Raw genomic sequence first — 26255 nt, 5'->3', positions numbered from 1 at the left:
TTATTTATGCCGGCCCGGGCTCAAACAGGCTCGGCCAATAGCGCGGTGGACTCGCGCATGATCTGGGCATGCTCGTCTTTATCACCACCATTCTTTTCCAGCTCGCACAGACGCGCGGAGTTCTCCACCACCAGTTGGCACCGCTCCCAACGTCGCGCTTCGAATCGGGCCAGGGCTGTCTGGAGATAACTTTCGGCGAGCAGTTCCTCAGCCAGCACGATGGCGCTCTCGATGCCAATTCCAGCCCCGGAAGCCAAGTGCGGCGTGGTGGCGTGCACGGTATCCCCGATCATCACGATGCGGCCTTGGTGCCAGGGTAACGGCACCAATAGATTGGCCAGCGGACGATAGTCGATACTGGCGCCCGACTCGTACAGCTGCGGCACCAGCGCTTGCAGGATCGGGGCTGGGAACTCGCCCAGCAGACGGGCCATCTCACCCGGCCAGGTGGCCGGATCGATCCACTCGGAAAAATCGCGGTTCTCCATCAGGAACATGTACATGTGCGTGTCGGAAATCGGATTGACACCGACCTTGGTGCGCCCCAGCCAGTGAGTCGGGCGGACGATTTCCGGCGGGCGCCTCAGCACCGCGCGCCAGACACTCTGATGGATGGGTTTTGGCGACGGTGCTTGCGGGAAAAATTCCTTGCGCATCCGCGAATGCACACCGTCAGCGGCGATGACCAGGTCATAGCGTCCAGCAGTCCCGTCGGTGAACGACACTTCAATGCCATCGTCCTGTTGGGTGATGGTGTCGTAGCTGATGCCGAGGCGCACGCGGGTGCCCACTTCCCTGGTTTTTTCGGCGAAGATCCGGGCCAGCACCGGGCGCAGGATGCCGCCGCCACAGGGGATCGGTTTATCGCTGACCGGAGGTCGAAGTGCCAATTGCACGATCAGCTCGCCTGCCGGTGAAAACACATCGAAGTTGGTCGACAGGTACCCTTCCCCAGCCACCCGCTCAAGGATTCCAATCGTATCCAGCGCTCGCAACGTAGGCCCACTGAGGGTGATACCCGCCCCCAGCGGACACCACAGCGGGTCTATTTCCACCAGATCGACTTCGACGCCCTGGCGGGCGAGCTGGATAGCCGCGGTCATACCGGAAAACCCGCCTCCGATCACCAGGACCTTATTGACTGCTGCAATCATCGCGCTCTCCTAATTATTCTTATTTCAATCGGGCGGACATTGCCTGGCGCACCGACAGGCTCTGCGACGACATCGAATCAACGCCGCAGAATCATGAGAATGCCGACGAAAAATGCCGGATCAGCCACGAGACTATCGAATCGGGAATCAGCGCTGAAATCGCTTTGCACAATCCGAGGTATCGCTGCCGGCGATGGGTCTGGCCAGTCCACAGATGACCAGCCACCCCAAACCCGTGGCGAGGGAGCTTGCTCCCGCTTGGGTGCGAAGCGCCCACAAGAAAGGGCCGCTACGCAGCCCAGCGGGAGCAAGCTCCCTCGCCACAAAAGCGCTCGGCGGTGCATCAGCCAAGAAGGTGCAAGCCCAGGCATCCATGGACCAGGCACAGGTTTCACACGCTTTCCAAGCCATCCCAGCAGAGGTATTTCACTTCAAGGAACTCGTCGATGCCCAGGTGGGATCCCTCTCGCCCGAGACCGCTCTGTTTCACGCCACCAAAGGGTGCGACTTCATTTGAAATCAGGCCGCAGTTGATGCCCACCATGCCCGATTCGATGCGCGCGGCGTTGCGCCAGATGCGTGCCGCGTCACGGCTGAACAGGTACGCCGCCAAACCGAACTCGCTGTCATTGGCCATCGCGATGGCCTGGTCATCGTTGTCGAAACGCACCAGCGGCATGACCGGGCCGAAGATCTCCTCGCGAGCGACCCGCATCCCGTGGGTCACATCGGTGAGCAAGGTGGGCTGGAAAAAACACCCGCCGAGGGAATGAGGTTTGCCACCCGCCAGCAGCCGGGCACCTTGCGCCAGTGCATCATCCACCAGCGCCTGGGATTTTCGTACGGCCGCGTCATCGATCAACGGCCCGACCTGCACGCCAGGCTCCAGGCCATTGCCCACCTTCAGGCGCGCCATCCGCTCAACGATGCGCTCGGCCAATGCGTCATGAACCCCCGACTGCACCAGCACCCGGTTCGCGCCGATACAGGATTGCCCGCCGTTGCGAAACTTGGCCACCATCACGCCGTCGGCTGCCGCATCGAGATCCGCATCGTCGAAGACAATGAACGGAGCGTTGCCGCCCAGCTCCATGGAGCATTTCTTGACCGTCTGCGCCGCTTGCGCCAACAACAGCCGGCCCACTTCGGTGGACCCCGTGAAGGTGAGTTTGCGCACCAACGGGTTGGCCGTGAGCTCACCGGCAATGTCGCGAGTGTCATTACCGGTGATGACACTGAAAACGCCGCCCGGCACCCCCGCGCGCAGGGCCAGTTCAGCGAGCGCCAACGCGGTCAAAGGTGTCTGGCTGGCCGGTTTCACCACCATGGTGCAACCGGCCGCGAGGGCTGGAGCGGCCTTGCGCGTGATCATCGCGGCCGGGAAATTCCAGGGCGTTATCGCCGCGCAGACGCCGATGGGCTCGCGCAGTACGACGATGCGCTGAGTGTCCTTCACCCCCGGAATCAGATCACCGCGCACCCGTGTGGCTTCTTCGCCAAACCATCGCACGAAAGACGCCGCGTAATCGACTTCACCGCGCGCCTCCTCCAGTGGCTTGCCCTCCTCCAGGGTAATCAGCGTGGCAATGTCCTCGCGATGTTCGACCATCAGCTCATACCAACGGCGCAACACCTCGCCACGGCGCTTGGCCGTCAAGCGACGCCACGGGCCGAAGGCGTCGTGCGCCGCATCGATAGCCTGCCGGACTTCAGCTTCGCGACAGCGCGGCAACTCGGCCAGCACCGTCTGATCCACCGGGTTGCGCAACGTGTACCGACCGTGCGGCGTCTCGGCCAGCCATTGTCCAGCGATGTAGGCGTCAGTACGCCACAGCGTGGGATCCTTGAGTAAATGTTTCACTGTGCAATCCTCCCCATCAGCACGGATGGCGCCCGATCATGAAGGCGCTGTCCGGGTCCGAAGTCACCGGCAACCCCGACGCAACCAAGCCTTGGCGCAGCGACTTCATGAAGCGATCCGGGACGCGCATCGCCGGGGCACGCAACGGGCCGCCATTGAAGCCGGCGAGCCAGTCCTGGTATTTCCACATCGTCCGGTTGAGCACACCGGTACCGCCGGCGTAGCTCTGCGCGGCAGCGCCGTTGGCACTGCGGGCCGGATTGACCTTCCAATACAGTTCCATCGCCTCTTCAAAGCGCCCCGTGCGCGCCAGTTCGAACGCTTTCGGGTAGTAGTCGCTCATCCAGGCGGTGTTGCTGGTGCCAGAAAACTGCAGTTTCATCAGGCTCATCAAGGGGATCGCGTCACCTTCGATCGGGCAACTGATCACCACCTGATCACGGAAGTGGTAATACATCTCGCAAATGCCCGCCGGCAGTGGGAACCCTTGCTCCGATTTGATCGCCGCGATGTTCGGGCAATCAGCCAACAGCCGACGGACCAACTCCAGGGACATACCCGCCGGATGCACCCGTTCAAAACCCCACAACGGAATCGGAAACAGCATCACGGCAAGGTCCGTCGCGTCGCAGAACGCCTTGGTGTAGTCGTAGATTTCCTGCTCGTTGGTCGGCCAGAACTGCGGTGGATAGGACAGCAGGACAATATCCGCACCGGCATTCTCGGCGAGCTTCACCGCCTCGATGTTCTCGGCAAGCGTCCCAAAAGCCGCGTGGAAGAACAGGATCAGGTTTTTCCCCGACTCACGGGCCCAGGCCGTGAACTGCGCGTTCTCCTGGGGAGAGATCGCCAGTTCGCTGCACAGCAACGTGGCGCTGTAGCCCAGGCCGACCGTATGTTCAATGTCGTGGCGAATGCCACGTTCGTTGAGTCGCTTCAGATCGGCACTGAAGCTTGGGATGGTGACAGCCGAGCAGCCCACCAGGTTTTCCCGCGCCCAGGCACGGGCGTCCGCTTTCTTGTATGTGGCCATGATGATTTCCTTTGGACAGTGAGGGTTATTTCGAGACAGGGACAATGCTGGCCGGCAGCTCGATGCCGAGGCCTTGTTGCCGGGCGCGCTCGTACAGCGCTTGGGCGATGACGACGTCCTGCAGCGCCGAGCCCACCGATTTGTAGAGAACGATGTCGCTTGCCTGCTGGCGCGGGGTGACACGGCCCGCGACCAGGTCCGACAGCGCCACCAATTTGTCGGCGACATACACGCCGGCACTGATCGCGGCGATGGCGTCACCGGTATCGTGGAGCACCTCTTGCGGCATATCCGCGACAATGCAGGCGGCTCGCTCCATCGTGACCGGATCAACCTCCCGTTGCTCAGGCAAGGTGGAACCCAACGACACGACCGTGGCGCCCGGGCAAAGCCACGCGCCTTGCAACACCGGAGACTCGTCACGGCTGCGGGCGGCACAGATCACCACGTCAGCGTCCCGCACCGCCTCCTGGGCGCTGCTCACCGCCTGGATATCCAGCCCGGGCCTGAAGCTTTCGGCAAAACGCTCACGGCTCGCGGGCGTTGGACTGAACACCCGGACATGGGACACGTCGCGCACGGACTTGAGGCAGTCCAGCGCACCCCGCGCCTCGAACCCGGCGCCAATCACACCCACCCGCAGCGCTCGCTTGGGCGCCAGCAAATCGACCGCCAGCGCAGCGGTGGCGGCGGTACGCAGACCGGTCACCCGATTGCCGTCGATCAGCGCACTGAGGGCCATGGTTTGCTGATTGAACAAGGCGATCAGGTAGCTGGCGCAGCGCGCCCGCATGGAAGCGGCGATCAATTTGCAGCCCATCTGGCCGCCCGTGGGCGGTACGGCGGTCAAGCTGCGCAGCCAGAGCCCGTCGCCCCGCGCCATGGAACGAGGCGGCACCATCGCGTCGGACGTCGGATGGGCATACGCCTCGGCGAGTGCGGCGACGGCAGTGCCCCAATCGGCGAGAGAGGCAACATCGGCATCGCTGAGGAAAAGCGTCGGGGCGATGACTTGGGATTCTTGAGCGTGATGCATGGTGCGAACCTCGCAATCGGTATCAATCGTTGGTTGACTGACACCCTACGAGGCGCTCCCCGCACCGAATACTGCTGGGGAGCGAAAGCAGCTATCGCTTAAGTCGATGGCATGGACAGGTTGCAGATCAACCGGCGCACCTCACGGGAGGCACGCGTCACCGGGCGCCGGGGCGACTCCGCCAGGACAACGAAGCGCTCGAGGACCGGCTCGACGATTCGCGATGACACCAATCGCTGATCCAACGAGCCCGGCAGCACCGACGCAATGGCATAGCCGCCCCCCGCCGCCACGACTTCGTACTGCAGCTGGACGGAATCGGCTTCCACGGCCACGGATAATTCGACACCTTGATCGGCGGCCAAGTGGTCGAGCCTGGCCCTCAACAGATGCGGCCGCCCGGGTACGACCAGGGGCAATCCAGATAACTGCTTCAACGGAATGTCTCGACTGGCGAAAAGAGGATCGACCGCAGGCCCCACCAGATGCAGTGGGAGCCTTGCCAGCAGATGCGCTTGCCCGATGCTCGCCTCGCTCTCGCGCAGCACCAGCGCCATATCCAGGCGACCGTCGTGCAACTGCTCTTCGAGTTGAGCACTGGCGCCCTCGATCAAATGCAACCTTACCCCGGGCATCTGCGCCCGCACCGTGGAAAACAGCGTCCCCGCGAACCGCCGCACCGCTGAGGGCAACATGCCCACGACCACCTCGCCCACCGGTTTTCCACGCAGGTTGCGAATGTCGTCGGCAAGGCCCTCCGCATCCGCGAGAAGGCCGGATATACATGGCAACAGCTGTTCACCGAATTCGGTCAGGACCACGCCTCGTCCGGTGCGATGGAACAGGCGTTCGCCACATTGCGACTCGAGCAAGGCGATATTGCGACTGACCATGGATTGCGGCATATCCAGCAATACGGCCGCTTTGCTGAGGCTGCCCGCCGCCACGACACGGACAAACAAGGTCCAGCGCGGATCGATGATGGTCAGCGCCGAGGCGGGGTACTGCGTTGTCGTTTCCGGCACCTGGGCGTTCTGGATGGTTGTCATGTCAGCAGCTCGTTGCGGGCCTGATGCAGGTACTCGCGACTGTCCTGGAGGTGCAGGCGCATGGCCGCGCGTGCGTATTCGGCGTCTTGATTGAAGATCGCCTGGTAGATCTGCTCATGCTCGCTTTGCATGCGCTGCTCGTAGTGCAAAGGCTCATCGTGGAACAGCCGCGCGGAATCCAATCGGCTGCGCGGAATGATGACCACGCCCAGGTTGAGCAGCGTGTGGGCGATGTAGTGATTGCCGGTCGCCTCGGCGATGCCCAGATGGAACTGGAAATCCAGCGCCGCCCGATCATTGAGGCTGACTGCCGGCTGTCCGAGCTGATCGAGCAGCGCTCGCAAACCGGCCAGCTGATCCGGGCGGCGGCGTTGCGCGGCGAGCCCGGCGGCTTCGACTTCCAGGCCAATCCGGAACTCCATGATCGCCAGGGAATCGACGATGACACCAATCGTCGCCGGGTCGATGAAGGTCTTCAATGACAGCGTGCTATCGCGCACAAACGTACCGATGCCGTGGCGTGTCTCGACCATTCCGGCGGCCTGCAGACGCGACATCGCCTCGCGCACCACGGTCCTGCTGACCCTGTGTTCGAGCATGAGGGCCGACTCGGTGGGCAATTGTTCTCCGCTACGCAGTCGCCCCTCGATGATGTGCTCGGAAAGCAGCACCTCAAGCCCTCGGGAAAGACTGCCGCGTTTTTTTCCTTCCGACGCACGCACGGTCATTCCTCGAAAATCGCCACGGCGCGGACGAAGCCGGCCGAGGCGTGCCTGATTTTGTAGGGGAAACAGGACACCTGAAAGCCATGGGCGGGCAGGCATTCCAGGTTCGCCAGTTTCTCCATCTGGCCGTAGCCGATGTCGCGTCCGGCCTTGTGCCCTTCCCAGATGATCGAGGCGTCGCCGGTGGCGGCGAAGCGTTCGCGCGTGTACTTGAACGGCGCGTCCCAGCTCCAGGCATCGGTGCCGACCACGCGTACGCCGCCCTCCAACAGATACAACGTGGCCTCGCGGCCAATGCCAACCCCGGCATCCAGATAACCTGGCTGGCCGAACAGCGCACCGGCGCGGGTATTGACCAGGACGATGTCCAACGGCTGGAGCACGTGTTCGATGCGCGCCAGCTCAGCCTGTACTTCGGCGGCGCTGACCACGTGACCGTCAGGCATATGGCGAAAGTCCAGTTTCACCCCCGGTTGCAGGCACCAGTCCAGCGGCAACTCGTCGATGCCGAACGCCGGCTTGCCGCCGTCCGTGGTCGAGGCGTAATGCCAAGGGGCGTCCATGTGCGTACCGCTGTGGGTGGTGATTTGCAGGCGCTCCGCCGCCCAGGATTCGTCGCCAGGCAGTTGCGCCTTGGCCAGGCCGGGAAACATCGCGGCCATCTCCGGCCAGCCTTGTTGATGGTCCATGTAGTCGATTTTCGGCAGCAACGGCGGCGGATCAGTGTAAGGGTTGTTGTCCAGGGTCACGGACAGGTCCACCAGACGGCGTTTAGTCGGTTGCATGATCGGTCACTCCAAGCGCCACCCGCCCCCGCGCACGACGCGCCGAGCCAGCAGGCTTCAAACTGTTACGTATCAAGGCGGCAGCCGAGCCGTCATGGCGAAAGCCAAGGGCCCGGGCCAGTGGGGTTTTCATCGCCGGGAAACTGCCGAACAAGGCTTGCAGCCCGGCATCCGGTAAGAAGCTGATCAGTCCGCGGCGTTCCTGGCCGTAGGCAGCGGCCAGGGCATCGATGACCTGGGCAATGGACAGGTGCAACAACGGCAGTTGCCAGACACGTGAGCCGCCGAGTTCGGCGGTCGGCAGCTCGGCGGCTCGCAGCAGGTTATCGACGCAGCACCGCACCGACATCCACCACGCCTGCGCCTGCGGCGACACCGGGCAGCAATACGGCTCGCCCTGGGCAAACGCGTGCAGCAGATCGCTCATGAATGCCGAACGCAGGCCGTTGGGTTCACGTGGACGCGCGACGATGCCGGGCAGGCGCACGGCACGACCGTCCACCTCGCCGCGCCGAGCCAGATCGTTGAGGGCCGTTTCCACCATCACCTTGTGCGCGCCATAGCTTATTTGCGGGTGTGGCACGGCACGCTCATCCATGCGCGCCGACAGGTCGCCGCCGTATACCGCCACGCTGCTGGCGTACACCAGCACCGGCACGCCAGGCTGTTCGCGCAACTGATCGAGCAACTCAAGGCTCGCCAGCAAGTTGACCTGATAGCCCAGTGAATACAGCTGCTCGGCCGCGCCGCCCGGCACGCTCACCAGGTGGAACACCACATCGATGCCATCGGCCAGGGCGCGACGCAGCAACGCGGCATCGGTGACGCTGCCACAATGACGGCGCACGCGCTTGTCGTCAGTAAAGCCCGCCAGTTCCTTATCCAGCAGGATCAACGCGCTGATTGGCTGGCCTCGCAGCTGATTCGTGTCGAGCAGGCGCTGCACCAGTGCCCGCCCGACAAAGCCGTTGGCACCGGTAATCATCACGCGCATGGGCGGTCTCCTCGGACGACACGCTGGTCTATCGCGCCAAAGACCGACTGCCCTTGCGCATCGAGGACGTCCATGCGCACCCGGTCGCCAAAGCGCATGAAGGACGTTTTGGGCGCGCCCTGTTCAATCATCTCCACGGCACGACGTTCAGCGATGCAAGCCGCGCCAACGCTGGGGTCGGCATTGGAAACCGTGCCGGAACCGATCACGCAGCCGGCCCTGAGACGCCGGGTCAGCGCTGCATGGGCGATCAACTGATGGAAGCCGAAATGCATCGCGCCACCGTGGGCATGCCCGAACCACTGGCCATTCCATTCAACCTTCAGCGGCAAGTGCACGCGCCCGTCGCTCCAGGCTTCGCCCAACTCGTCGGGGGTGATTGCCACGGGGGCAAAACTTGATGAGGATTTGGCCTGGATAAACCCGAAGCCGGTCTTCATCTCCCGGGGTGCAAGTGCGCGCAAGCTGACGTCGTTGACTTGCACGATGAGACGGATATGGGCGAGGGCTTCTTGCGCCGAGCAGCCCATGGGAACTTCATCGACCACCACGGCGAATTCACCTTCGAAGTCGATGCCATGGGTTTCACTGGGCAGCACGATGTCATCGTGGGCGCCGAGGAAGTCATCGCCGCAACCCTGGTACATCAGGGGCGTGTGTTCGACACCTTCGATGGGATCCAGCGAAAACGCTTTCTGCATCCGCTCGCCATGGCTGAGAAACGATGAAGCATCCAGCCACTGCCAGGCACGCGGCAAGGGTGCGGCGGCTTGTTGCGGATCAAAGGCAAAGGCCCCGACCAGCGCGCCTTCGTTCAGGGCGTCATAGCGAGCGCGCAAAGCGGCCTCGACGCTCGGCCAATGCTCGATGGCCTCCTGCAGCGTCGCCGCGAGATCACTGGCATCCACGGCCCAGGCCAAGTCGCGTGATACCACCAACAGGCGACCGTCGCGGCTGTGATCCTTGAGAGTACTGAGCTTCATGCCCGTTCTCCTTGCAGTTCGGGGGCGAAGCGACCGTCGAGCAGCACGAAGAGCATGCGTGCCATCTGCTCGGTGCGATTGCTCCAAGCGTGATTGGTGCCGCGCTGCACGACGATGTCACCGCGCTTGAGGTGCACCTCTTCGCCATCGAGGACCAGCCAGACCTCGCCCTCCGTCACCACGCCGTAATCCAGCGTTTCGGTGCGGTGCATCAGTTTGTGCGTGGAGTCCGCCTGGCCCGTACCGGCGTGGGCCTGGCCAATTTCGGCGAAGGCTGCCGCGGCATCCTCGGCACTGACCTGGTTCTGCACGCTGTCGGGCGGGATATCCACCACGCGGATGACGCTGCCCAAAGGGGCCGGACTCAATTGAAGCGGCTTGCGGGTGGGGTCGTCGCCGTTGTCGAGCGCGGCCGGGCTGGCGCCGCTGTTCCAGATCTCGTGGAAGACCGTGCCGGGCACGGCCTTGAGCGGGAAGCTGTTCGGCGTCGGTCCGCTGAGCGCGACCACCGCCCGCCCCTGGGCATCGTGCCCGGTGACCACGCGTTTGAAATCAGGAAGCTGTTGCATGTTCAAGTCCTCGATCTGTTGGTGGAACGTGCCAGCGGGTAAAAATGGATTCATGGGAAAGCCTTAAAGATCGAGCACCAGCCGCGCGCTCCTGGCGCGCGAGCAGCACGGCGTGAACTGGTCGTTGCGTGCTCGCTCGGCATCGGTCAGAAACATATCGCGATGCTCCGGCTCGCCTTCCAGCACCCGTGTCAGGCAAGTGCCACAGATGCCCTGCTCGCAGGACAACGGGATGTCGATGCCGGCCTCCAGCAGCACCTGGGCCACGCTGAGCGCGGCAGGCACCTGGAAGCATTGCCCGGTGCTTGCCAGTTGCACCTCGAACCCGCCCGCCTCGCTGGCCGGCGCAGCGGCAGCGGTAAAGTACTCACGGTGCAGCTGCGCCTCGGCCCAGCCCTGCGTGCGTGCGGTATCCAGCACATGGTCCATGAAGCCATTCGGGCCGCAGACATACAGGTGGCGATCATTGGCCGGCGCGGACAGAACCCGAGCGCTGTCGAGGCGCTGGGCATCCTCACCGTCGTCAACATGGATGTGCACGTTGTCAGCCAACGCCGAATGGCGGATGTACTCGATGAAGGCCATCCGCCCGGCTGAACGACCGCAATAGTGCAACTCGAAAGGCGCGCCGATCCGCGCCAGGCGCTCGGCCATGCAAAGGATCGGCGTGATGCCGATACCGCCCGCGAACAACACGCTGTACCCCGCCCCATATTCCAGCGGGAACAGGTTGCGCGGCTCGCTGATGCGCAGCCGGCTACCTTCGTGGACCTGCTCGTGCATGGCCTGCGAACCACCGCGCGACGCCGGGTCGAGCAACACCCCCAGCAGGTAGCGGTGGCGTTCTTCCGGGTGATTGCACAGCGAGTACTGGCGCACCAGGCCATTGGGCAGGTGCACGTCGATATGCGAGCCGGCGCTGAAGGCAGGCAGCACGGATTCTTCGGCCGGAGCCAGCTCGAAGCTGTAGATGCCTTCGGCTTCGCGCCGCTTGCGAGTGACGATGACTTCGATCATCCCTTGGCACCCACAGGCTGCTCGGCAGCGATCAAGCGATCGAGTACACGCCGCGCGCGGATGGCGCCTGCATCACCGATCAGCAGGACCGGCTTCAAGTCCCAGAACGACGCATCGCCCATCATGCGCTGCTGCGCCTCGAGCATCGGCAAGTCTTCATCGGCAAAGGGTTGGTTGATCGCGGCCGCTTGCTCGTCAGCGAATCGCTCGGCGAACTCGCCCATTGCCTTGGGGAAACAAACTGAAAACCAGTAGTGAGTCGTGGCCTCGGTTTCCGGGGTGAACAGATGCGGAATCGGCGTGGAAACGCCCTGTTCCCTGGGGAGCCCTGTCGCCACCGCACCGGAAAACAACAACATGTTCGCAGGCGCATCCCAACGCACATCAATCCAACGGTCCACCGGAGTGCCCTGGGGAATGTTCCAGGCGGCGTAGAGAAATTCCGGCATGATTTCCGCGACGGTCTGGCGGTTGGACCAAACGGTGTTGCCCTCCTCCTGCACGCTGGTCAACGCGCTCTTGACGCCATCACCACCCAACGTTGACGGGTGCAGGAACTCGATATGACTCAGGTCCATGATGTTGTCGGTTTCCAGCACGTAGTTGGCTCGCGCGTGCAAATAACGTTTGCCGACATACCAAAGGTCTTCGTCCATGCAACTGAAATCCGGAATCAGCGTCGCGTCGGCCAGACCTGCATCGCCCATCCAGATCCACAACAGGCTGTGGCGCTCGACCAGCGGGTAAGCCTTGACCTTCGCCGCCTTGGGAATGGCGCCATCGCCGTGGGGGTTATGCATGCAGGTGCCGCTGCCATCGAATTCCAGGCCGTGGTACGGGCAACGCACCGAATCGCCTTTAAGCGTTCCCATGCCCAGGGGCGCGAAACGGTGGGGGCAGCGATCGGCAATGGCCTGGGCGGTGCCCTGGGTATCGCGAAAAAACACCACGGGTTCGTTGAGCAGGGTTCGTTGGAACAGCTCTCCGGCGTTGACCTCGGTTCCCCAGGCGGCTGCGTACCAGACGTTGCGTAGGAAGCTCATCGCAATACCTCTTTTCCAAAGCTTGATGACGGGTTGGCGTGCGTCGCCGCGCGCTCGGTTTCAATCAACCGACGCAGCACCCGCCGACAGCGCACGGCCCCGGCATCGACGGGCAGCAACACCGGGTTGAGGCCCAGCAAGTCAACCTCACCTATCTGGCGCTGCTGGGCCTCGACCATGGGTTTGTCTTCACCGGCGAAGATGCCGATCAACATGTCCTGGACGAAGGCGTTCAATTGCGCGTTGTCCTGCTCGAAACTGCGCGTGTTGGCGAAGAAATAATGGGTATTCGTCGCATCCTGCGGGGTCATCAGGTGCAGGTTCCAGGTCACCGGTCCCTCTTCCCTGGGGCGCCCTGGCGCGGTGGCGCCACTGCCCAGCAGCATCAGGCCAGGCGCGTGCCAGATGACTTCGGCCCAGACGTCTGCCCGGCTCGGATCTTCAAGGTGAGCGCCGAACGCCGGCGGAGGAACATCATCTGCGGCCCACCAACTGATGCGCACGCGATCGTTGGCCAGCTCCTCGACGGCGGCGCGGGTGCGTGACAACGCTCCGCCACCGAGCGTATCCGGGTGCAGGAAATCAACATGGCTCAGGTCCATGATGTTGTCGGACAGCAGCTCGTAATGCGCGCGTGTAGGCAGGTACCCGTGTCCCTTGGCATGGGTGGGCGCCTGCTCGAAAAAGGAAAAGTCAGGAATCAGCGCATCGCTGGCCAGGTGACGCTCACCCAGCCAGACCCAGATCGCGCCGTGGCGTTCAACGACCGCGAACCCGCGGACACAGGCCGCCTTGGGGATGTTTCCCTCGCCATGGGGGTTGTGCGTGCATTGGCCACTGCCGTCGAAACGCAAGCCGTGGTATGGGCACTGGATGCTGTCGCCAACAATCGTGCCCATGTGTAGCGGGGCAAAACGGTGCGGGCAACGATCGGCGAGCGCTTGGATCGCGCCCCGGCTGTCGCGAAAGAAGACCATGGGTTGTTCGACGATGGTCCTGCCCAGCATCGCCCCTGGCGCCAACTCGTCCGCCCACCCGGCGATGTACCAGGTGTTGAGCAAATAGCTCATATCGTTCTCCTCTTGTTCTTGTTCTTGTTTTTTTGGGATGTGGAATCAGCGATCAGGCTTTGCCGCAACCGCAGCGGGAAAAACCGACTCGCCGCCACGCAACCGAATACAGGCCACGGCCACCAGGAGTTGAACGCCGGCAACGATGCCCAGCGCGGCGGGCAAGGCGCTGGTCACCCCACCGGTGATCGCCAGCACCACCAGCGGGCTGACAAACTCCCCGGCGAAGAACATCGAGGTGAAACCACCGGCGGCGCGGCCGCGCTGCTGGAAGTCGACCTGGGCCATGATCCAGGTGAGCAGGGTCGGCATCATCAGGCCGATACCCAGGCCATTGATCAGTACGGCGATCACCACCCATCCATGGCTGTCGGCCACCGCCAGCAACCCACCGCCGATGCCAGCGGCGACGAAGGCCAGGAGCATCTGCCGGTGCGCCGGCACGCCACTGAACAGGCGGAAACTCAACGCGCCGACCAGTACGCCGAGCTGGCTGGCGCCCATGGTCAAGCCAATCTGCTGCGACCCTTCGACATGCAGCAGGTTGAGCAGATAACCAACTTGTACCGGCACGATGAACAGGCTCAATCCGGCAAGGAATGCCAGGCCATACAACGGTGCCAAGGCGCGCCAGGGAAACGTCGCGCCTGCGGCTTTTTTCGCCGCGACGTCACGCCCATGCGGCTCCCACAGCAGCCAGGCCATCAACGGCAGCAGCACCAGCCCCAACCCATACAGCGCAAACGGTGTGCGCCAGCCGTACTCGCCCAGCACGCCGCCGATGGCAATGAAAATCGCCGCCGACAACGAGGTCGCGACCATTTGCAGGGCGAACATGCGTTCACGCCGCGCGCCGCTGTAGTAGTCGCCCATCATCGTGGTGCAACACGTCATGATCGCCGCCTCGGCCAGGCCGATGCCGGCGCGGCTGACGACGATCGCCTGCAACGAATCCAGCCAGAGCGGCAGCACCCCACAGACGGTGTAGAGGCACATCGCGCCGATCAGCAACGGCTTGCGTCCGAGTCGGTCGGCAATGATCCCGGCGAAAGGTGCCAACAGGGCAATCATCAGCGCCGGTAGCGTCAGGGCGATGGGAACCAGCACCGCGACGCCCGGGGTGTCGGCGAAGTGTTCCTGCATGCGCGGCAGGACGGGGGCCAGCAGCACCGCGCCGAGGACCGGCAGGCAGCTGCCGAGCAACAGCAACAAGGACTGCGGCAGCCGCGCCTGGCGTTCAACGTTCATCACGCACCTCCGGCGGTTGGGTCGCGCAGAACGCCACCCCGAAAGCGACCAGACCGGTTCGAAGCGCTAGCCAGAGATACTGCTGGAGCTGATAGATGCGAGGCATGGGAACATCCTTTCTTATTGTCATGACGCAATGGGTTGGGCGCAGGGCGTTGCGCGTTGATCGTGTCCCGGGGTTTGCGGACAAAGGGCCTGTTGCAGGCAACCGCCCTCCTCGACCACGGCAGGCGTGAGCGCCAAGCTGGTCGGCGGGATGGGTTCAGCCAAGGTCTGTTCCCGACTGATCCGTTCGCTCGGCAACAGGAAGTGCGCCAGGGCCGGCAACAGGACCAGGGCGCCGACCATGTTCCAGACGAACATGAACGCCAGCAGCACGCCCATGTCGGCCTGGAACTTGATCGGCGAAAACATCCAGGTGGCGACGCCGATCGCCAGGGTCACACCGGTCAGCATCACCACCTTGCCGGTGGACAGCAGTGCCCGGTAATACGCCTGCGACAGGCTGGTGCCCTGGCGCATGTGACCGAGCAGGATGCTCATCACGTACAGCGCATAGTCGACGCCGATGCCCACGCCGAGGGCGATGACCGGCAGGGTCGCGACCTTGACGCCGATGTCCAGCCAGACCATCAGCGCTTCGCAGAGGATCGAGGTGAGCATCAGCGGAATCACCGCGCACACCGTGGCACGCCAGGAGCGGAAGGTGATCAGGCAGAGCAGGATCACCGCACCGTAGACCCAGAACAGCATTTCCCGATTGGCCTGCTTGACCACGATATTGGTCGCGGCCTCGATTCCGGCGTTGCCGGCAGCCAGGAGGAACTGGACGTCGTTGGTATTGTTCGCCGCCGCGAACTGTTCGACATGCTCCACCAGGCGGGTCAAAGTTTGCGCCTTGTGATCGGAAAGGTAGGTGTACAGCGTCAGCAGGCTGCAGTCTTCGTTGTACAACCCGCGTGGCGCCCCGGCGGTGATCATGTTGAGCATCGCCTGGTTGTTCTGCAGCTCGTACCACTTCGGGCTGCCTTCGCTGAGGCCCACCAGCATTCGACGGTTGAGCAGCGCCAGGGAATTGGTCGAGTCGACACCCGGCAAGGTACGCAATTGCCAGTCGAGGGCATCGACCTTGTTCAGGATGTCATAGCGCGAACAGGCGCTGGCAGGCGTCTTGATCATCACCGCGAACAGATCGCTGCTCGCGCCGTAATGCCGGGTCAGGAAGGCATCGTCCTGGTTGTAGCGCGAGTCAGCACGCAGTTCGGGAGCGCCTGCATCCAGGTCACCCACCTTCAATTGCAGGCTAACCACGAAGCCGAGCGTCGCCAGCGCCAGGCTCAAGGCGATGCACAATGCCGCCCAGCGACGCTGGGTGAACAGATCGAGGAAGCGCCAGAATCCATGGCGATGTTGGCCGGCTTGCTCGGCGTGCTCGCTTTTCAGGCTCAGTCGCGCCGCATGGCCGCTGACCCCGATATAGGAAAGCAATATCGGCAGCAGGATCAAGTTGGTGAAGATCAGTACCGCGACGCCGATGCTGGCGATCATCGCCAGGTCCTGGATCACCTGGATCTTGATGATCATCAGCACCGCGAAACCGACCGCATCACAGAGCAGCGCGGTGAGCCCGGCGAGGAACAGGCGGCGAAAGGTGAAACGCGCGGCGACCACGCGGTGCATGCCGCGACCGATGTCCTGCATGATCCCGTTCATCTTCTGCGCCCCATGGCTCATGCCAATGGCAAACACCAGGAACGGCACCAGCACCGAATAGGGGTCCAGCTGATAATCCAGCAGCGGCAGCAGGCCAAGCTGCCAGACCACCGCCACCAGCGAGCAGAACACCACCAGCAAGGTGCTGCGAATGCAGCGGGTGTACCAATAGAGCACGACGGTGGTGATCAGGATCGCCACGGCGAAGAAGATCAGGATCTGCCGCAGGCCGGCGATCAGGTCACCGACTTTCTTGGCGAAACCGGTGATATGGATATCAACGCTGTCGCTCTGGTATTGGCTGCGCAGCGATTCCAGTTGTTGCGACAACCGGGTGTAGTCCAAGGGCCGGCCGTCGGGAGTGCGCTGCAACAGCGGGACCTGGATGATGCTCGAGGCCTGGTCGAATGCCACCAGCTGGCCGATTTCGTTGGACAGCTGCACATTTCGCCGCAAGGCCGCCAGGCTGGCGGAACCACCGTCGTAGTTATCCGGGATCACCGGCCCGCCTTCCAGGCCGGCTTCGGTCACGGCGACCCAGCGCGTGGCGGGCGTCCACAACGATTTCATGTAGGCGCGATCGACACCGGGCAGCAGGTAGATCTTGTCGCTCAACGCCTGCAAGGTCTTGAGGTAGTCAGCGTCATAGATCTCGCCCCGCTTGTTCACCACGGCGATGCGCAAGGCGTTGCCCAGCCCGCTCAACTCCTGCTGGTGCTCAAGGTAGTTGGCAATGTAGGGATGATGGGTGGGAATCATTTTTTCGAAACTGGCGTTGAGCTCGACGCGGCTGGACTGCCAACCCAACACCAGCGTGGTCGCCAGGCACAGCAGCAACACCCACAGGCGATGATTGAACAATGCCCGTTCGAGCACCGAGCCGGAACGCGGATCGAAATCGTCGAACGCATTCGCAGGGGATTGGGGGAACTTACCAGGGGACGTCATAACCTCACTCCGAAGCGGCAGTGGCTGGCTGCGCAATACGCTGCAGCCCGGTGAAACCGGCAACGACCAGGCTGCCATCGGCGGCCTCGATCAGACTTGAAACAGGCTTGCCCAACGGCTTGCCAAATGGCAGCAGCACCTGCCCGCCGTTGCGAAACAGCGTGCCGGCCTGGTTGACCAGCAACACCTGACCGTCGGCCAGGCGGGTGGCGTCGTTGAAGGAAATCGGCACGGGAACGGACAGGCGCTGAAAGCTTGTGCCGGCATCGTTGGAAACAAAGGCGTTGCCCTTCAGGCCGGCGACGAGCAGCGCGCCATCGGCACGACTCTGGAGGGTGAAGAAACTGCCTTCGTAAGGGCTGTCCAACTGGCTGAACGACGTCGCGTCGTCGTCCGAGCGCGCCAGGTAACCCTGCTCGCCCGCCAGGAACCAACGCGGGCCCTGGCGACTGATGGCGTACAAGTGCAAGCCGTTCGGGTTGGCGATGCGCCCCATCAATGAATGCCAGGTCGCGCCGCCATCGGTGGTCTGCAGCGCCAAGCCATAGGCCCCGACGATCAACCCACGGTGTGCATCGATGAACTGGAGCGCCAGGAAGGGCTTGTCCGCCCCATCGGCGACCAGACGCTCGGCACTTTGTACCCGTGTCAGGGCGTCGTCCGGGTTGGCTGCCGTGGCCTGCTCGGCCTTGGCGGCCTCCAGTTCCAGCTGTGCCACGCGCACGCCGTCGAGCTGCAGCGTCCAGTGCTCGCCGCCATCGTGCGTCGTCAGCACCACGCCTGCGTGGCCGACCGCCCAACCCTGCTGCGCATCGACAAACTGCACCGCCGTCAGGCTGACCGACACCGGCACCGAAGCCTGGCGCCAGCTCTGCCCGTTATCGTCGGAAAACACCACCAGCCCGCGTTCACCTACGGCGACGAGACGTGTACCGGCGCGCGCCAGGTCGATCAAAACGCCTTTCTGCGCACCCGACACTTGCATGGCGGGAGTATTCAGCGGCACGTCCACGGCAGCCGTCCCGGCCAGGCATTCGCCCGCGACGACGGGCAGGCACAGGGCCAAGAGCAACGCGCCCGCCTGACTGATTCTGTTCATAACCCACCTCGGAAAAACATTCATCCCCCAAGGGCAGGCCGACAGGCCCGCCCCTGGCTCTCGGCCCGATCAACGCACGCCGCGACCCGCCATCGCCGCGGGCGAGAACTCCGAGGCCTTGTAGCGATCAACCGCGCGATACTGCTCCGGCAACCCGGCATAGAGGTTCTGGATAAACCACGCACCGGAAGTCAGGTCGTAGAAACCGGATGACAGTTGCACCAGGCCTGGCAGGTCGGGCAATACGGAAGGCAGCGACCAGAGGGTCTTGGCCAGTTGACCGCTGGCGTCCCAACGATCGCCGAGCAGGGCTTGCCAAGTGTCCTCGTCGAGGTAGTAGCGGCCCTTGGGCAACTGGTGGCGCTTGCCGGCGGCCACCGTCGACTCGACCACCCAGACGCGGTGCAACTCCCAGCGCACGTAATCCGGGTTCAGATGGTGCTTGCCCAACAGGTCCTGCGGCTGGGCAGCGTTCTGCACCTTGTTGGTGTTGTAGGGAACGTAGATTTCCTGCTTGCCGACCAGTTTCCAGTCGAACCGGTCCGTACGACCGCCCCACACACTCAACTCATCGAAGGACATGACCCCGGCGGTGGAAGGCGTCGGCGTATCACAGCAGGCGTTGGGCAGCGTGCGCACCCGGCGCTGGCCGCTCAGGTAGACATGGGCCTGGGATTTGTCGCCGTTGATGTTTTCACGCCCGAGGATCTGCTCGCCGGCACGAATCGCCGGGCCGAGGTTGACGAAGTGCACCAGCCAGTAGTCGCCCGAGTAGTTTTCAGGACCGCGCTCCTGGAAGTAGTAGGGCATTTCCTGGGTCAGCAGGCCGTCGCTGGTCATCACCTGGTTGCCGTCGGCGGTCATCAGATAGTGGCGAAAATGCCCCGCCACCGAAGTGCCGCGCCAGTTCAACACGTGGTTCCAGATGGCTTCGGTGCCGTTCTGCGGAATCGGAAACGGAATCCCGCCATAGGCACCGTCGGGAATCAGGCCGGCACTGCTGTTGATCAGTTTGGCCCGAGTCGCATTCTTGAAGGTGTTGTCGTAGACCCATTGCGGCGCGGCCGCCGTGCGCCGGGTCGGGTAGACATCGATGCGATAGGTCTCCGGGAAGCGCTTGAACAGCTCCTTGGTGCCGTCGCTGAGCTTGTCGGCGTACTTGGTCAGGTTCTGTGCAGTGATGCTGAACAAGGGTTTATCGGCGGCAAACGGATCGCTGCGCTTGGCGCCCGGGACATAGCCCGGCTCGACCTTGGTGTAGCCACCGTCCCAGGCCGGGATGCTGCCGTCGGCATTGCCAGCCTTCTCGGCACCGAAGGGCGTCAGGGTCTTGCCCAGCGCGGCGGCTTGTTCGGCGCTGGCGGCCAGGGCGATCGGCGCGGCGGCAGCCAGCAGGGTTAAGCACAAGGCCTTTAGAGTGAACTGAATGGTCATGCGCGAATCCTCTTAAAACGTGGTCTTGACGGAGAAAGCCAGGTAATCCCGGTCCTTCAGCGACTGCTTGTAGTTGAACTGGTTGGCGGCGTTGAGGCTGGTATCCTCGGGACCGTAGAAGTGGGTGTAGGTCAGCCCCACGGTCACTTGGTCCAGGTAGGTGGCGGAGACGCCGATGTTCATGTCCCCTCCCCGATCCGGCCCGAACCCACTGATCACCGCCGACTTGCCCATGGGGAAATAGCTGATGCCCACCGGCACGCTGATATCCACGCCTGGGAAGAACTGGCGATAGGTGGGTGTGTAAACCAGCTTCAAGCCCAGGCCGTCATCGGTGGCGTTGGGGTCCAGCGCGGCACGATTCCTGGTCACGGCCAGCAGGCGGTTCCAGGCGACCTCGCCCACCAGGCTGGCTTCATTGGAAACAAAGGAAGGGCCCAGCGAGGCCAGGACGTTGAGGTTGACGTGGGCCGTGCGGCCGACGGCGTAGAGGGCGTCATCGTTGTTGTCCGCGTCGACGCCCGGCAGGACGGTCTGGGCGTTGGAGACCAGCGGCATGTTCCAGCGCATCGACGCTTCGCCGGCAAAGCTGTACTCGTTCACCGACGTCGCGAAGCTGGCCCCCAGGACCCGGATATCTTCCGGGTAGACCCAGGAGTATTCGCCGACCTGCCCGGTGCTGAAGTTCGGCCCGGTGGCATTCGGCTTCAAATACAACGTCGGGGTTTTCTCGTGGTACTGCAGCGCGTACAGGCCGTAATCCGTCGTCCCGGTGTTGTACTTGAGCTGCAGGCCGCCCTGGCCGGAGCTCCTGGCCTTCTTGTCCTTGCCATGGAAAAACGCCGCCGGGCTGTTGGCATTGCCGCCCAGGAAATCCGGGAATGGCCCGCCCGTGATCAGCCGTTCATTGCCGTCGCCGATGGTGTCGCTGGTGGAGAAATAACTGCCTGCGCCCGGCAAGCGGGTGGCTTCCCACTCCAACTGGTAGAAGGCACCCAATGACACATCGTCGGTCAGTTGGTACGCGGTGGAGAGCTGGTTGACCGGCCGGGTGATTTCCTTGAACTGCGTGTTGGGCACCGACTGCGCCTTGACCACGTCCACCGGCGCCATGGCCCCGGCAATCCCGTTGCCGCCGAAGAACAGGCTCTCGCCCCAGATCAGGCCGTGGCGCCCCGCGCGAACCGACAACGTACGGTCGGCCAGCTCACCGTTCCAGTAGACAAAGGCGTCCAGCAGTTCACCGTCGCCACCGTGCAATTGCTGGGTGTCGTGGGTGAATTCGTCGAAGCCCACCGACCGTTGGTTGGCGCTGGCCGCGTCGTTGTTGTCGTTGCGGTCCTGGTACACGGTGTCGTACCAGGCGGCGCCGCTCAGACGGGCACCGAAGTTGTGAAAACCGATGTCCAGTTCGGAAAGAATGTCCAGGCGATTGGAGATCAGCCCCTTGCCGAAGTTATGGTCGCCGTCATTCTGGTTCAGCGCCGTCTGGCCCTCGCTGAGTTTGCTGCTGGGATCCTTCAGCCGCCAGGCCGCGCTGTACTTCAGCGTATTGTCCCAACGCAAGCTGAGGTCGGGATTGCCGGTGTCGATCTGGAAGGCCTGGGCAGCCGAAGCGCCCAGTCCCAGGCTCGCAGCAAGGGTCAGGGTAAAGGGGACGCGCCGCGACGCAGCGATCTTGCGAGTAGCCATCGAAGTAACCCTCTTATTGTTTTTTTTGTATGTCAGTTCTTCTGGTAAAACCGTGCCGCAATCCAGCCAGGCCTACCGACTGTTTTTGCACGCATTCGCTGCCGGGTTGTGTTCACTTTCTCGGCAAAGCAGGCGTTTGACTAATCGCATGTAGGGATACGATGTATCAGAAACCGCGATACATTCATGACCCCGCAGGCACCTCCAGTTGGCCGGCTTCGAGCACCAGCCAATCAGCCTCCGCGTGCCATTGCAGAGCACTCAGGCTTTCGCCCAGGCACGGCCCGTAGACGCACAAACCCGTGTCCGGAAGGAACCTGGCACCGTGGGCGTAACAGATGACCTGGCGGCCATCGACGCTGAGAAAACGGTCCTTGCGGTACTCCAGGCGCACCTCCAGATGCGGGCAACGGTTGCGATAAACCCGCACCTCGCCGTCATGGCGCAGGGCAAATACGCTGTCCTTTCCGGTGCCCAGAGGGTCGAACCCGCGGGACTGCCCTTCGACCAGTTCATCCAGGCGGCACAGCACCATCGCTTCATGACCCATGGACGAAATCCGCACTCAGGCCTGCTTCGGCGGCGGACCGCTCGGGAACCATTTTTCCCGGGAGGTGAACAGGAACAGCTGCGAGTTATCCGCCGACAACGACGCGTGGCGCGCTTGCCAGTCGTCGTCGTGCTTGTCCATGTCGGCGTCATATTCGATATGGCAGCCCAGTGGGCTGTTGAAATACCAGAACCAGTTGGAGCCGAAGAGGTGGCGGCCCGGGCCCCAGAAACTGGTCCAGCCTTGCTGTTCGAAACGCCGGCCCGCCAGCAGCACTTCCGTGCCGCTGCCCAGGTGAAAGGTGAAGTGCTCGCAGCCCTTCATGTGCGGCGGGGTCTGGATCATGAACAGACAGTGATGGTCATCGGAACCGGCCGGACGCATGAACGGGCCCGCGCCAACGAAAGCATCCGTGGTCACGAAGCCCAGGCGCTTGTAGAAGGCTTCGGCCTTGACCGCATCCGGCACGAAATACACCACGTGGGACAATGTGCGTGGCAGGGCCTGCATGTCCGGGTTGACTGCCGGCTGGTTGACCGGACGCTGGGGAGCATGGCCCGGTGCGTTGGTCAGGTCGGCGGGCGCGCTGTACGGGCGTCGCACACTGACCTGGAAACCAATGGCGAAACCCATGTCGTCCACACTGTGCACGGAACCATCGGCACCGCGAGTCACCAGGCGGTCGCGCCCCAACTCATCGGCGATGGCCTCGAGATCCGCCACGCCGGCCACGCCATAGACGGTTTCACGAATCGAGGGTGCAGGCCCGATGGCCGCTGGCAAACGGACGTCATCCGCCCGACGGATAATCACCGCCGTGCCGTCGAGCGCTTCGAAACGACCGCCCTCGCTGTCGACATCGACAGGTTGCAGACCGTAGTCACGCAGGCAATGCGTACAGGCTTCAATATCGTCGACGCCAAAAATCAAGGCATCAAGACCGATGATGTTCATGGTTACCACTCCGTTGTAATTATTCGCATGAGGCCAGCACCCGCTCTCAAGGCTGGAGGCTATGCGCTGCCGAGCCGGGTCCTGGAGTCGGCAAGGCCTCACGGTCGGCCGACTGTGGGCCGATACTGAAGGGGTAGGAATTCACTGACTAATCGCTTGTCGGGATGCGACCTATCGGCAAATGCGATACCTGGCTGCGCCGCACAAGCGGCGGGGAATATCGAATCGGCGATACTCGATTCGCCCGCTTGCGGGACTTGACGCCGCGATAGGAAGGTCGGAATGTATTTACAAAATAAATACAAGAATCGAGACCGCCATGCGTTTCAACCACCTGGATCTCAATCTCCTGGTGGCGCTTGATGTGTTGCTGGAAGAGCAGAACATCACCCGCGCCGCCGAACGCCTGCACATGACTCAATCCGCCACCAGCGGCGTACTGGGCAGGCTGCGCCTGTATTTCGAAGATGAACTGCTGGCGCAGGTCGGGCGCAAGATGCAACCCACGCCCTATGCCCGGGAACTGGCGGCGCCGGTACGTGAAATATTGCTGACGATCCAGTCCTCGATTACCGCCAAACCGGTCTTCGATCCAGCCACCAGCAAGCGCCACTTCCGCTTGATCACCTCGGACTACCTGATCAGTGTACTGTTCGCCCGGGTTATCCAGAAGATTTCCCTGGAAGCCCCGCACATCACCTTCGAGCTGCTGGGCCCCGGTGACACCTCCACCGAGCTGCTGATGCGCGGCGAAGCGGACATGATGATCGTGCCCGAGCACTACCTCATCGAAGGCCACCCGTCGCAGTTGCTGTTCGAAGAAGAACACGTTTGCGTTGTGTGGGATGGCAATACCCTGGTGGGCGACAGCATCACGCTGGATCAATACATCGAGATGGGCCACGTCTCCGTGATTTTCGGCCGCAACCGGCAACTGAGCGTCGAAGAATGGCTAATGAGCCAATACGGCCTCACCCGCCGCATGGAAGTGGTGACCCACGACTTCAATACCCTGCCACAACTGATCGTCGGCACCCAGCGTATCGCGACCATGCTCCAGCGAATGGCCAGGCTCTACGCCAACTACCTGCCGCTGCGCATCGTGCAACCACCGGTAAAGATCCCGGTGATGCGTGAGTTCATGCTCTGGCACCGCACGATGGAAGGCGATCCGATGCACCGCTGGCTGCGGGCGAAAATCAGCCAGATCATCAACGAACTGGAGCAGTAGCGACCGCCCGCTGCTTGAGCTTTTTGTTGGCGTGCGGCCCCTGGCCCCAAACCGATGGTGCACGCCCCCTCCATCGCCGTTCGCAATACCTCCCATCCCGACTCGCGATTGGCCAAACAACTGGCCTCCCCTTAGCCTGCTTCGAACTGTCAGGCCTGGCGATCCTCGCTCCGGTCCTGGCCGCCTGCATTTGCTTGCATAAGGACAACAACAATCATGTTTCGCTACTTTCCAACCAACTACGTGTGGAACCTTTCCGTCGACCTGGCCATTGAAATGGGCGCCCGCATCGGCGAAATCGAGGAAATGTGCGCGCCATTGCAAGAAGCCGCCAGGCAGCCGGATGCCGCCGGCAGCCAGGCTTTCCGTGAAACCTGGGCGAACATGGCCGACAAGCTGTGCGGCTTGGCAGAAGAAGATGAAGGCAAGGGACGGATGTTATCCGCCGGTGAAAAGTACAACCGCGCCGCCACTTATTACCTGAGCTGCGAACGCCTGCAGGCCCATGGTGCGCCGGGCCGCACGGAGCTTTACCAGCGATTTCTACAGACCTTCCAGCGCGGCATCGAATTGTCACGGGAAAACTGTGAGCGCGTGGAAATCCCCTACGAGGGCAAACACCTTTCCGGCCTGCTGGTCCGTGCCGAAGGCGTCAGCGGCCCCGCGCCAATCCTGGTGCAGGTCAATGGGCTGGATTCCACCAAGGAAATGAAATACCGCGTCGGCCTCCCCGCCTGGCTGGCGAAACGTGGCGTGTCGTCGTTGATCATCGACCAGCCCGGCACGGGCGAAGCACTGCGCCTGCATGACCTGACGGCACGTTTTGACAGCGAACATTGGGCCAGTCGCGTGGTGGACTGGCTGGAAACCCGCGACGATATCGACGCCAGACGCATTGGCCTGGAAGGCGTGTCGCTCGGTGGTTATTACTGCCCGCGCGCCGTGGCCTTCGAGCCGCGCTTTGCGTGCGGTGTGGTATGGGGCGCCAATCATGACTGGCGCGACGTGCAGAAGCGTCGCCTGGAAAAGGAAGGCAGTTTCCCGGTGCCGCATTACTGGTCCCATGTGTCCTGGGTCTGGGGCGCCAAAGACACGGACCAGTTCATGGCCATCGCCGAGCAGGTCCATCTGGACGGCATCCTGGATCGCATCAAGGTGCCCTTCCTGGTCACCCACGGCGAGAAGGATTCACAGATCCCGGTGAAATGGGCACATCGTACCTACGACCAATTGGTCAACAGCCCGAAACGCGAACTGAAAATCTTCACCGAGCGCGAGGGCGGCGTGCAGCATTCGAGCTTCGACAACAGTATCAATGCCGGCCAGTACATTGCCGACTGGGTGGCTGAAGTGCTCGGTGGTCGTACGGCATGAGCGGCGTCTGACGAGCTACCAGGATCAGGCTCTGGCGGTCCTTTGTCCGCCTGAGCCTGATCGAATCGGAACAGCCAGCCCGACTTATCAGTCGAACTTGATCAAATCCTTGAAGATCAGCTTACCCCAGCTGTTTCCACGCGCTTGCACAAGCATTCCTCCTTCCGAAAGCCCACCCAGCCTGATGGGGGCGAACCCGAGGTTCTCCGCAAGCGCACCCACCTCTTCCGCTGCGCGCTCATCGTCGCTCGCCAGGAACACGACTCTCCTGCCGCCCTGTACCGTCGGATCCTGCTCGAGGACAGTGGCGATCAAATGGTTGAACCCCTTTACCAGCCGCGCCCCCCGTGAAGGCCTGCTCGACCACCTTGGAAGAAGGCAAGCCCCCGAGTTCTTCAGGGGATACGCCATAGGCATTGGTCACATCGATGATCGTCTTGCCCTCCCAGCTCGGCAGCGCCTTCGCAACATCCCGGTGCGACTCGTAGCGAACAGCCAAAAAAAGGACGTCCGCGTTGACCGCCTCCGCCAGCCGTTTGGGAATGAGCCCCGGGCCGATCGCGGCCGCTTCGGGCGAATGCCTTGGCAAGCGCCTGGCCAATCTTGCCGAAGCCGATAATTGCGTAGCTCATGGATGGTTCCTCGGGTCACTGCGCCCTGCGGGCTCCGGATTTCGAATGGAGCGACTGGCCG

24 protein-coding genes are annotated in these 26255 nt (G+C 62.8%); 2 read left to right on the top strand and 22 right to left on the bottom strand.

Translation table 11 applies throughout. The annotated features are described in order from the left end of the window. Positions 1 to 20: 20 nt before the first annotated feature. From JMN22_RS03760 to JMN22_RS03665, 20 genes are all read right to left on the bottom strand, one after another. The gene (locus JMN22_RS03760; protein WP_198795853.1) at positions 21 to 1154 is read right to left on the bottom strand and encodes an FAD-dependent oxidoreductase; all 1134 of its coding nucleotides are present in this window, start codon (positions 1152 to 1154) and stop codon (positions 21 to 23) included. Positions 1155 to 1545: 391 nt separating this feature from the next. Continuing rightward, the gene (locus JMN22_RS03755) at positions 1546 to 3015 is read right to left on the bottom strand and encodes an NAD-dependent succinate-semialdehyde dehydrogenase (protein ID WP_198795852.1); all 1470 of its coding nucleotides are present in this window, start codon (positions 3013 to 3015) and stop codon (positions 1546 to 1548) included. A gap of 16 nt (positions 3016 to 3031) precedes the next feature. Then, positions 3032 to 4048 (bottom strand): dihydrodipicolinate synthase family protein, encoded by a 1017-nt coding sequence (locus tag JMN22_RS03750; RefSeq protein ID WP_198795851.1) that lies wholly within the window; start codon positions 4046 to 4048, stop codon positions 3032 to 3034. Between the two features lie 25 nt (positions 4049 to 4073). Then, complete coding sequence (locus JMN22_RS03745; protein ID WP_198795850.1) at positions 4074 to 5084, bottom strand: ornithine cyclodeaminase family protein; 1011 nt, start codon at positions 5082 to 5084, stop codon at positions 4074 to 4076. Between the two features lie 98 nt (positions 5085 to 5182). After that, the gene (locus JMN22_RS03740; protein ID WP_236010242.1) at positions 5183 to 6133 is read right to left on the bottom strand and encodes a LysR family transcriptional regulator; all 951 of its coding nucleotides are present in this window, start codon (positions 6131 to 6133) and stop codon (positions 5183 to 5185) included. Beyond that, on the bottom strand, positions 6130 to 6855 hold the full coding sequence (locus tag JMN22_RS03735; RefSeq protein WP_225936048.1) for a FadR/GntR family transcriptional regulator: 726 nt from the start codon (positions 6853 to 6855) through the stop codon (positions 6130 to 6132). The genes JMN22_RS03740 and JMN22_RS03735 overlap by 4 nt, the downstream gene beginning before the upstream one ends. A gap of 2 nt (positions 6856 to 6857) precedes the next feature. Then, positions 6858 to 7643: a cyclase family protein gene (locus JMN22_RS03730; protein WP_198795848.1), complete on the bottom strand. Its 786-nt coding sequence runs from the start codon at positions 7641 to 7643 to the stop codon at positions 6858 to 6860. Beyond that, positions 7630 to 8637 carry an NAD-dependent epimerase/dehydratase family protein gene (locus JMN22_RS03725; RefSeq protein ID WP_198795847.1) on the bottom strand — a complete coding sequence of 336 codons (1008 nt, stop codon included), beginning with the start codon at positions 8635 to 8637 and terminating at the stop codon, positions 7630 to 7632. Before JMN22_RS03725 ends, JMN22_RS03730 begins: the two co-directional genes overlap by 14 nt. Further along, positions 8628 to 9620 (bottom strand): fumarylacetoacetate hydrolase family protein, encoded by a 993-nt coding sequence (locus JMN22_RS03720; RefSeq protein ID WP_030141673.1) that lies wholly within the window; start codon positions 9618 to 9620, stop codon positions 8628 to 8630. The genes JMN22_RS03725 and JMN22_RS03720 overlap by 10 nt, the downstream gene beginning before the upstream one ends. Further along, on the bottom strand, positions 9617 to 10189 hold the full coding sequence (locus JMN22_RS03715; RefSeq protein ID WP_198795912.1) for a cupin domain-containing protein: 573 nt from the start codon (positions 10187 to 10189) through the stop codon (positions 9617 to 9619). The genes JMN22_RS03720 and JMN22_RS03715 overlap by 4 nt, the downstream gene beginning before the upstream one ends. Before the next feature lie 63 nt (positions 10190 to 10252). Then, a complete protein-coding gene (locus tag JMN22_RS03710; RefSeq protein WP_198795846.1) occupies positions 10253 to 11206 on the bottom strand; it encodes a PDR/VanB family oxidoreductase in 954 nt (317 codons plus the stop codon). Next, positions 11203 to 12249: an aromatic ring-hydroxylating dioxygenase subunit alpha gene (locus tag JMN22_RS03705; protein ID WP_030141676.1), complete on the bottom strand. Its 1047-nt coding sequence runs from the start codon at positions 12247 to 12249 to the stop codon at positions 11203 to 11205. Before JMN22_RS03705 ends, JMN22_RS03710 begins: the two co-directional genes overlap by 4 nt. Then, a complete protein-coding gene (locus JMN22_RS03700) occupies positions 12246 to 13319 on the bottom strand; it encodes an aromatic ring-hydroxylating dioxygenase subunit alpha (RefSeq protein ID WP_198795845.1) in 1074 nt (357 codons plus the stop codon). Before JMN22_RS03700 ends, JMN22_RS03705 begins: the two co-directional genes overlap by 4 nt. A gap of 45 nt (positions 13320 to 13364) precedes the next feature. Further along, a complete protein-coding gene (locus JMN22_RS03695) occupies positions 13365 to 14567 on the bottom strand; it encodes an MFS transporter (RefSeq protein WP_030141678.1) in 1203 nt (400 codons plus the stop codon). A gap of 126 nt (positions 14568 to 14693) precedes the next feature. Beyond that, on the bottom strand, positions 14694 to 17228 hold the full coding sequence (locus JMN22_RS03690; RefSeq protein ID WP_198795844.1) for an efflux RND transporter permease subunit: 2535 nt from the start codon (positions 17226 to 17228) through the stop codon (positions 14694 to 14696). Between the two features lie 4 nt (positions 17229 to 17232). Further along, the gene (locus JMN22_RS03685) at positions 17233 to 18327 is read right to left on the bottom strand and encodes a WD40/YVTN/BNR-like repeat-containing protein (RefSeq protein WP_198795843.1); all 1095 of its coding nucleotides are present in this window, start codon (positions 18325 to 18327) and stop codon (positions 17233 to 17235) included. Between the two features lie 69 nt (positions 18328 to 18396). Next, positions 18397 to 19761 carry a DUF1329 domain-containing protein gene (locus tag JMN22_RS03680; protein ID WP_198795842.1) on the bottom strand — a complete coding sequence of 455 codons (1365 nt, stop codon included), beginning with the start codon at positions 19759 to 19761 and terminating at the stop codon, positions 18397 to 18399. Between the two features lie 12 nt (positions 19762 to 19773). Next, complete coding sequence (locus JMN22_RS03675; protein WP_198795841.1) at positions 19774 to 21453, bottom strand: DUF1302 domain-containing protein; 1680 nt, start codon at positions 21451 to 21453, stop codon at positions 19774 to 19776. Positions 21454 to 21637: 184 nt separating this feature from the next. Continuing rightward, positions 21638 to 22003 carry a Rieske (2Fe-2S) protein gene (locus JMN22_RS03670; RefSeq protein ID WP_030141683.1) on the bottom strand — a complete coding sequence of 122 codons (366 nt, stop codon included), beginning with the start codon at positions 22001 to 22003 and terminating at the stop codon, positions 21638 to 21640. Positions 22004 to 22018: 15 nt separating this feature from the next. Further along, positions 22019 to 22957, bottom strand: coding sequence for a VOC family protein (locus JMN22_RS03665; RefSeq protein WP_198795840.1), 939 nt, complete (start codon positions 22955 to 22957; stop codon positions 22019 to 22021). 319 nt (positions 22958 to 23276) lie between these two features. Here JMN22_RS03665 and JMN22_RS03660 point away from each other — a divergent pair, with 319 nt between their 5' ends. Together JMN22_RS03660 and JMN22_RS03655 are read left to right on the top strand one after the other, a co-directional pair. Then, positions 23277 to 24188 carry a LysR family transcriptional regulator gene (locus JMN22_RS03660; RefSeq protein ID WP_030141685.1) on the top strand — a complete coding sequence of 304 codons (912 nt, stop codon included), beginning with the start codon at positions 23277 to 23279 and terminating at the stop codon, positions 24186 to 24188. A 216-nt stretch (positions 24189 to 24404) separates the two neighbouring features. Then, positions 24405 to 25562, top strand: a complete 1158-nt coding sequence (locus tag JMN22_RS03655; protein ID WP_198795839.1) for an alpha/beta hydrolase family protein — start codon at positions 24405 to 24407, stop codon at positions 25560 to 25562. 87 nt (positions 25563 to 25649) lie between these two features. Here JMN22_RS03655 and JMN22_RS26510 read toward each other — a convergent pair whose 3' ends face one another. Together JMN22_RS26510 and JMN22_RS26505 are read right to left on the bottom strand one after the other, a co-directional pair. Further along, positions 25650 to 25877, bottom strand: coding sequence for a hypothetical protein (locus JMN22_RS26510; protein WP_236010254.1), 228 nt, complete (start codon positions 25875 to 25877; stop codon positions 25650 to 25652). Beyond that, on the bottom strand, positions 25801 to 26151 hold the full coding sequence (locus JMN22_RS26505) for an NAD(P)-binding domain-containing protein (RefSeq protein WP_236010241.1): 351 nt from the start codon (positions 26149 to 26151) through the stop codon (positions 25801 to 25803). Before JMN22_RS26505 ends, JMN22_RS26510 begins: the two co-directional genes overlap by 77 nt. Between the last annotated feature and the right edge of the window lie 104 nt (positions 26152 to 26255).

The organism is Pseudomonas sp. HB05, from assembly GCF_016756915.1.
In the GTDB taxonomy this organism is placed as follows: domain Bacteria; phylum Pseudomonadota; class Gammaproteobacteria; order Pseudomonadales; family Pseudomonadaceae; genus Aquipseudomonas; species Aquipseudomonas alvandae.
The sequence above is the reverse complement of the archived record's forward strand: the minus strand, read 5'-3'. Positions and strand labels throughout refer to the sequence as shown.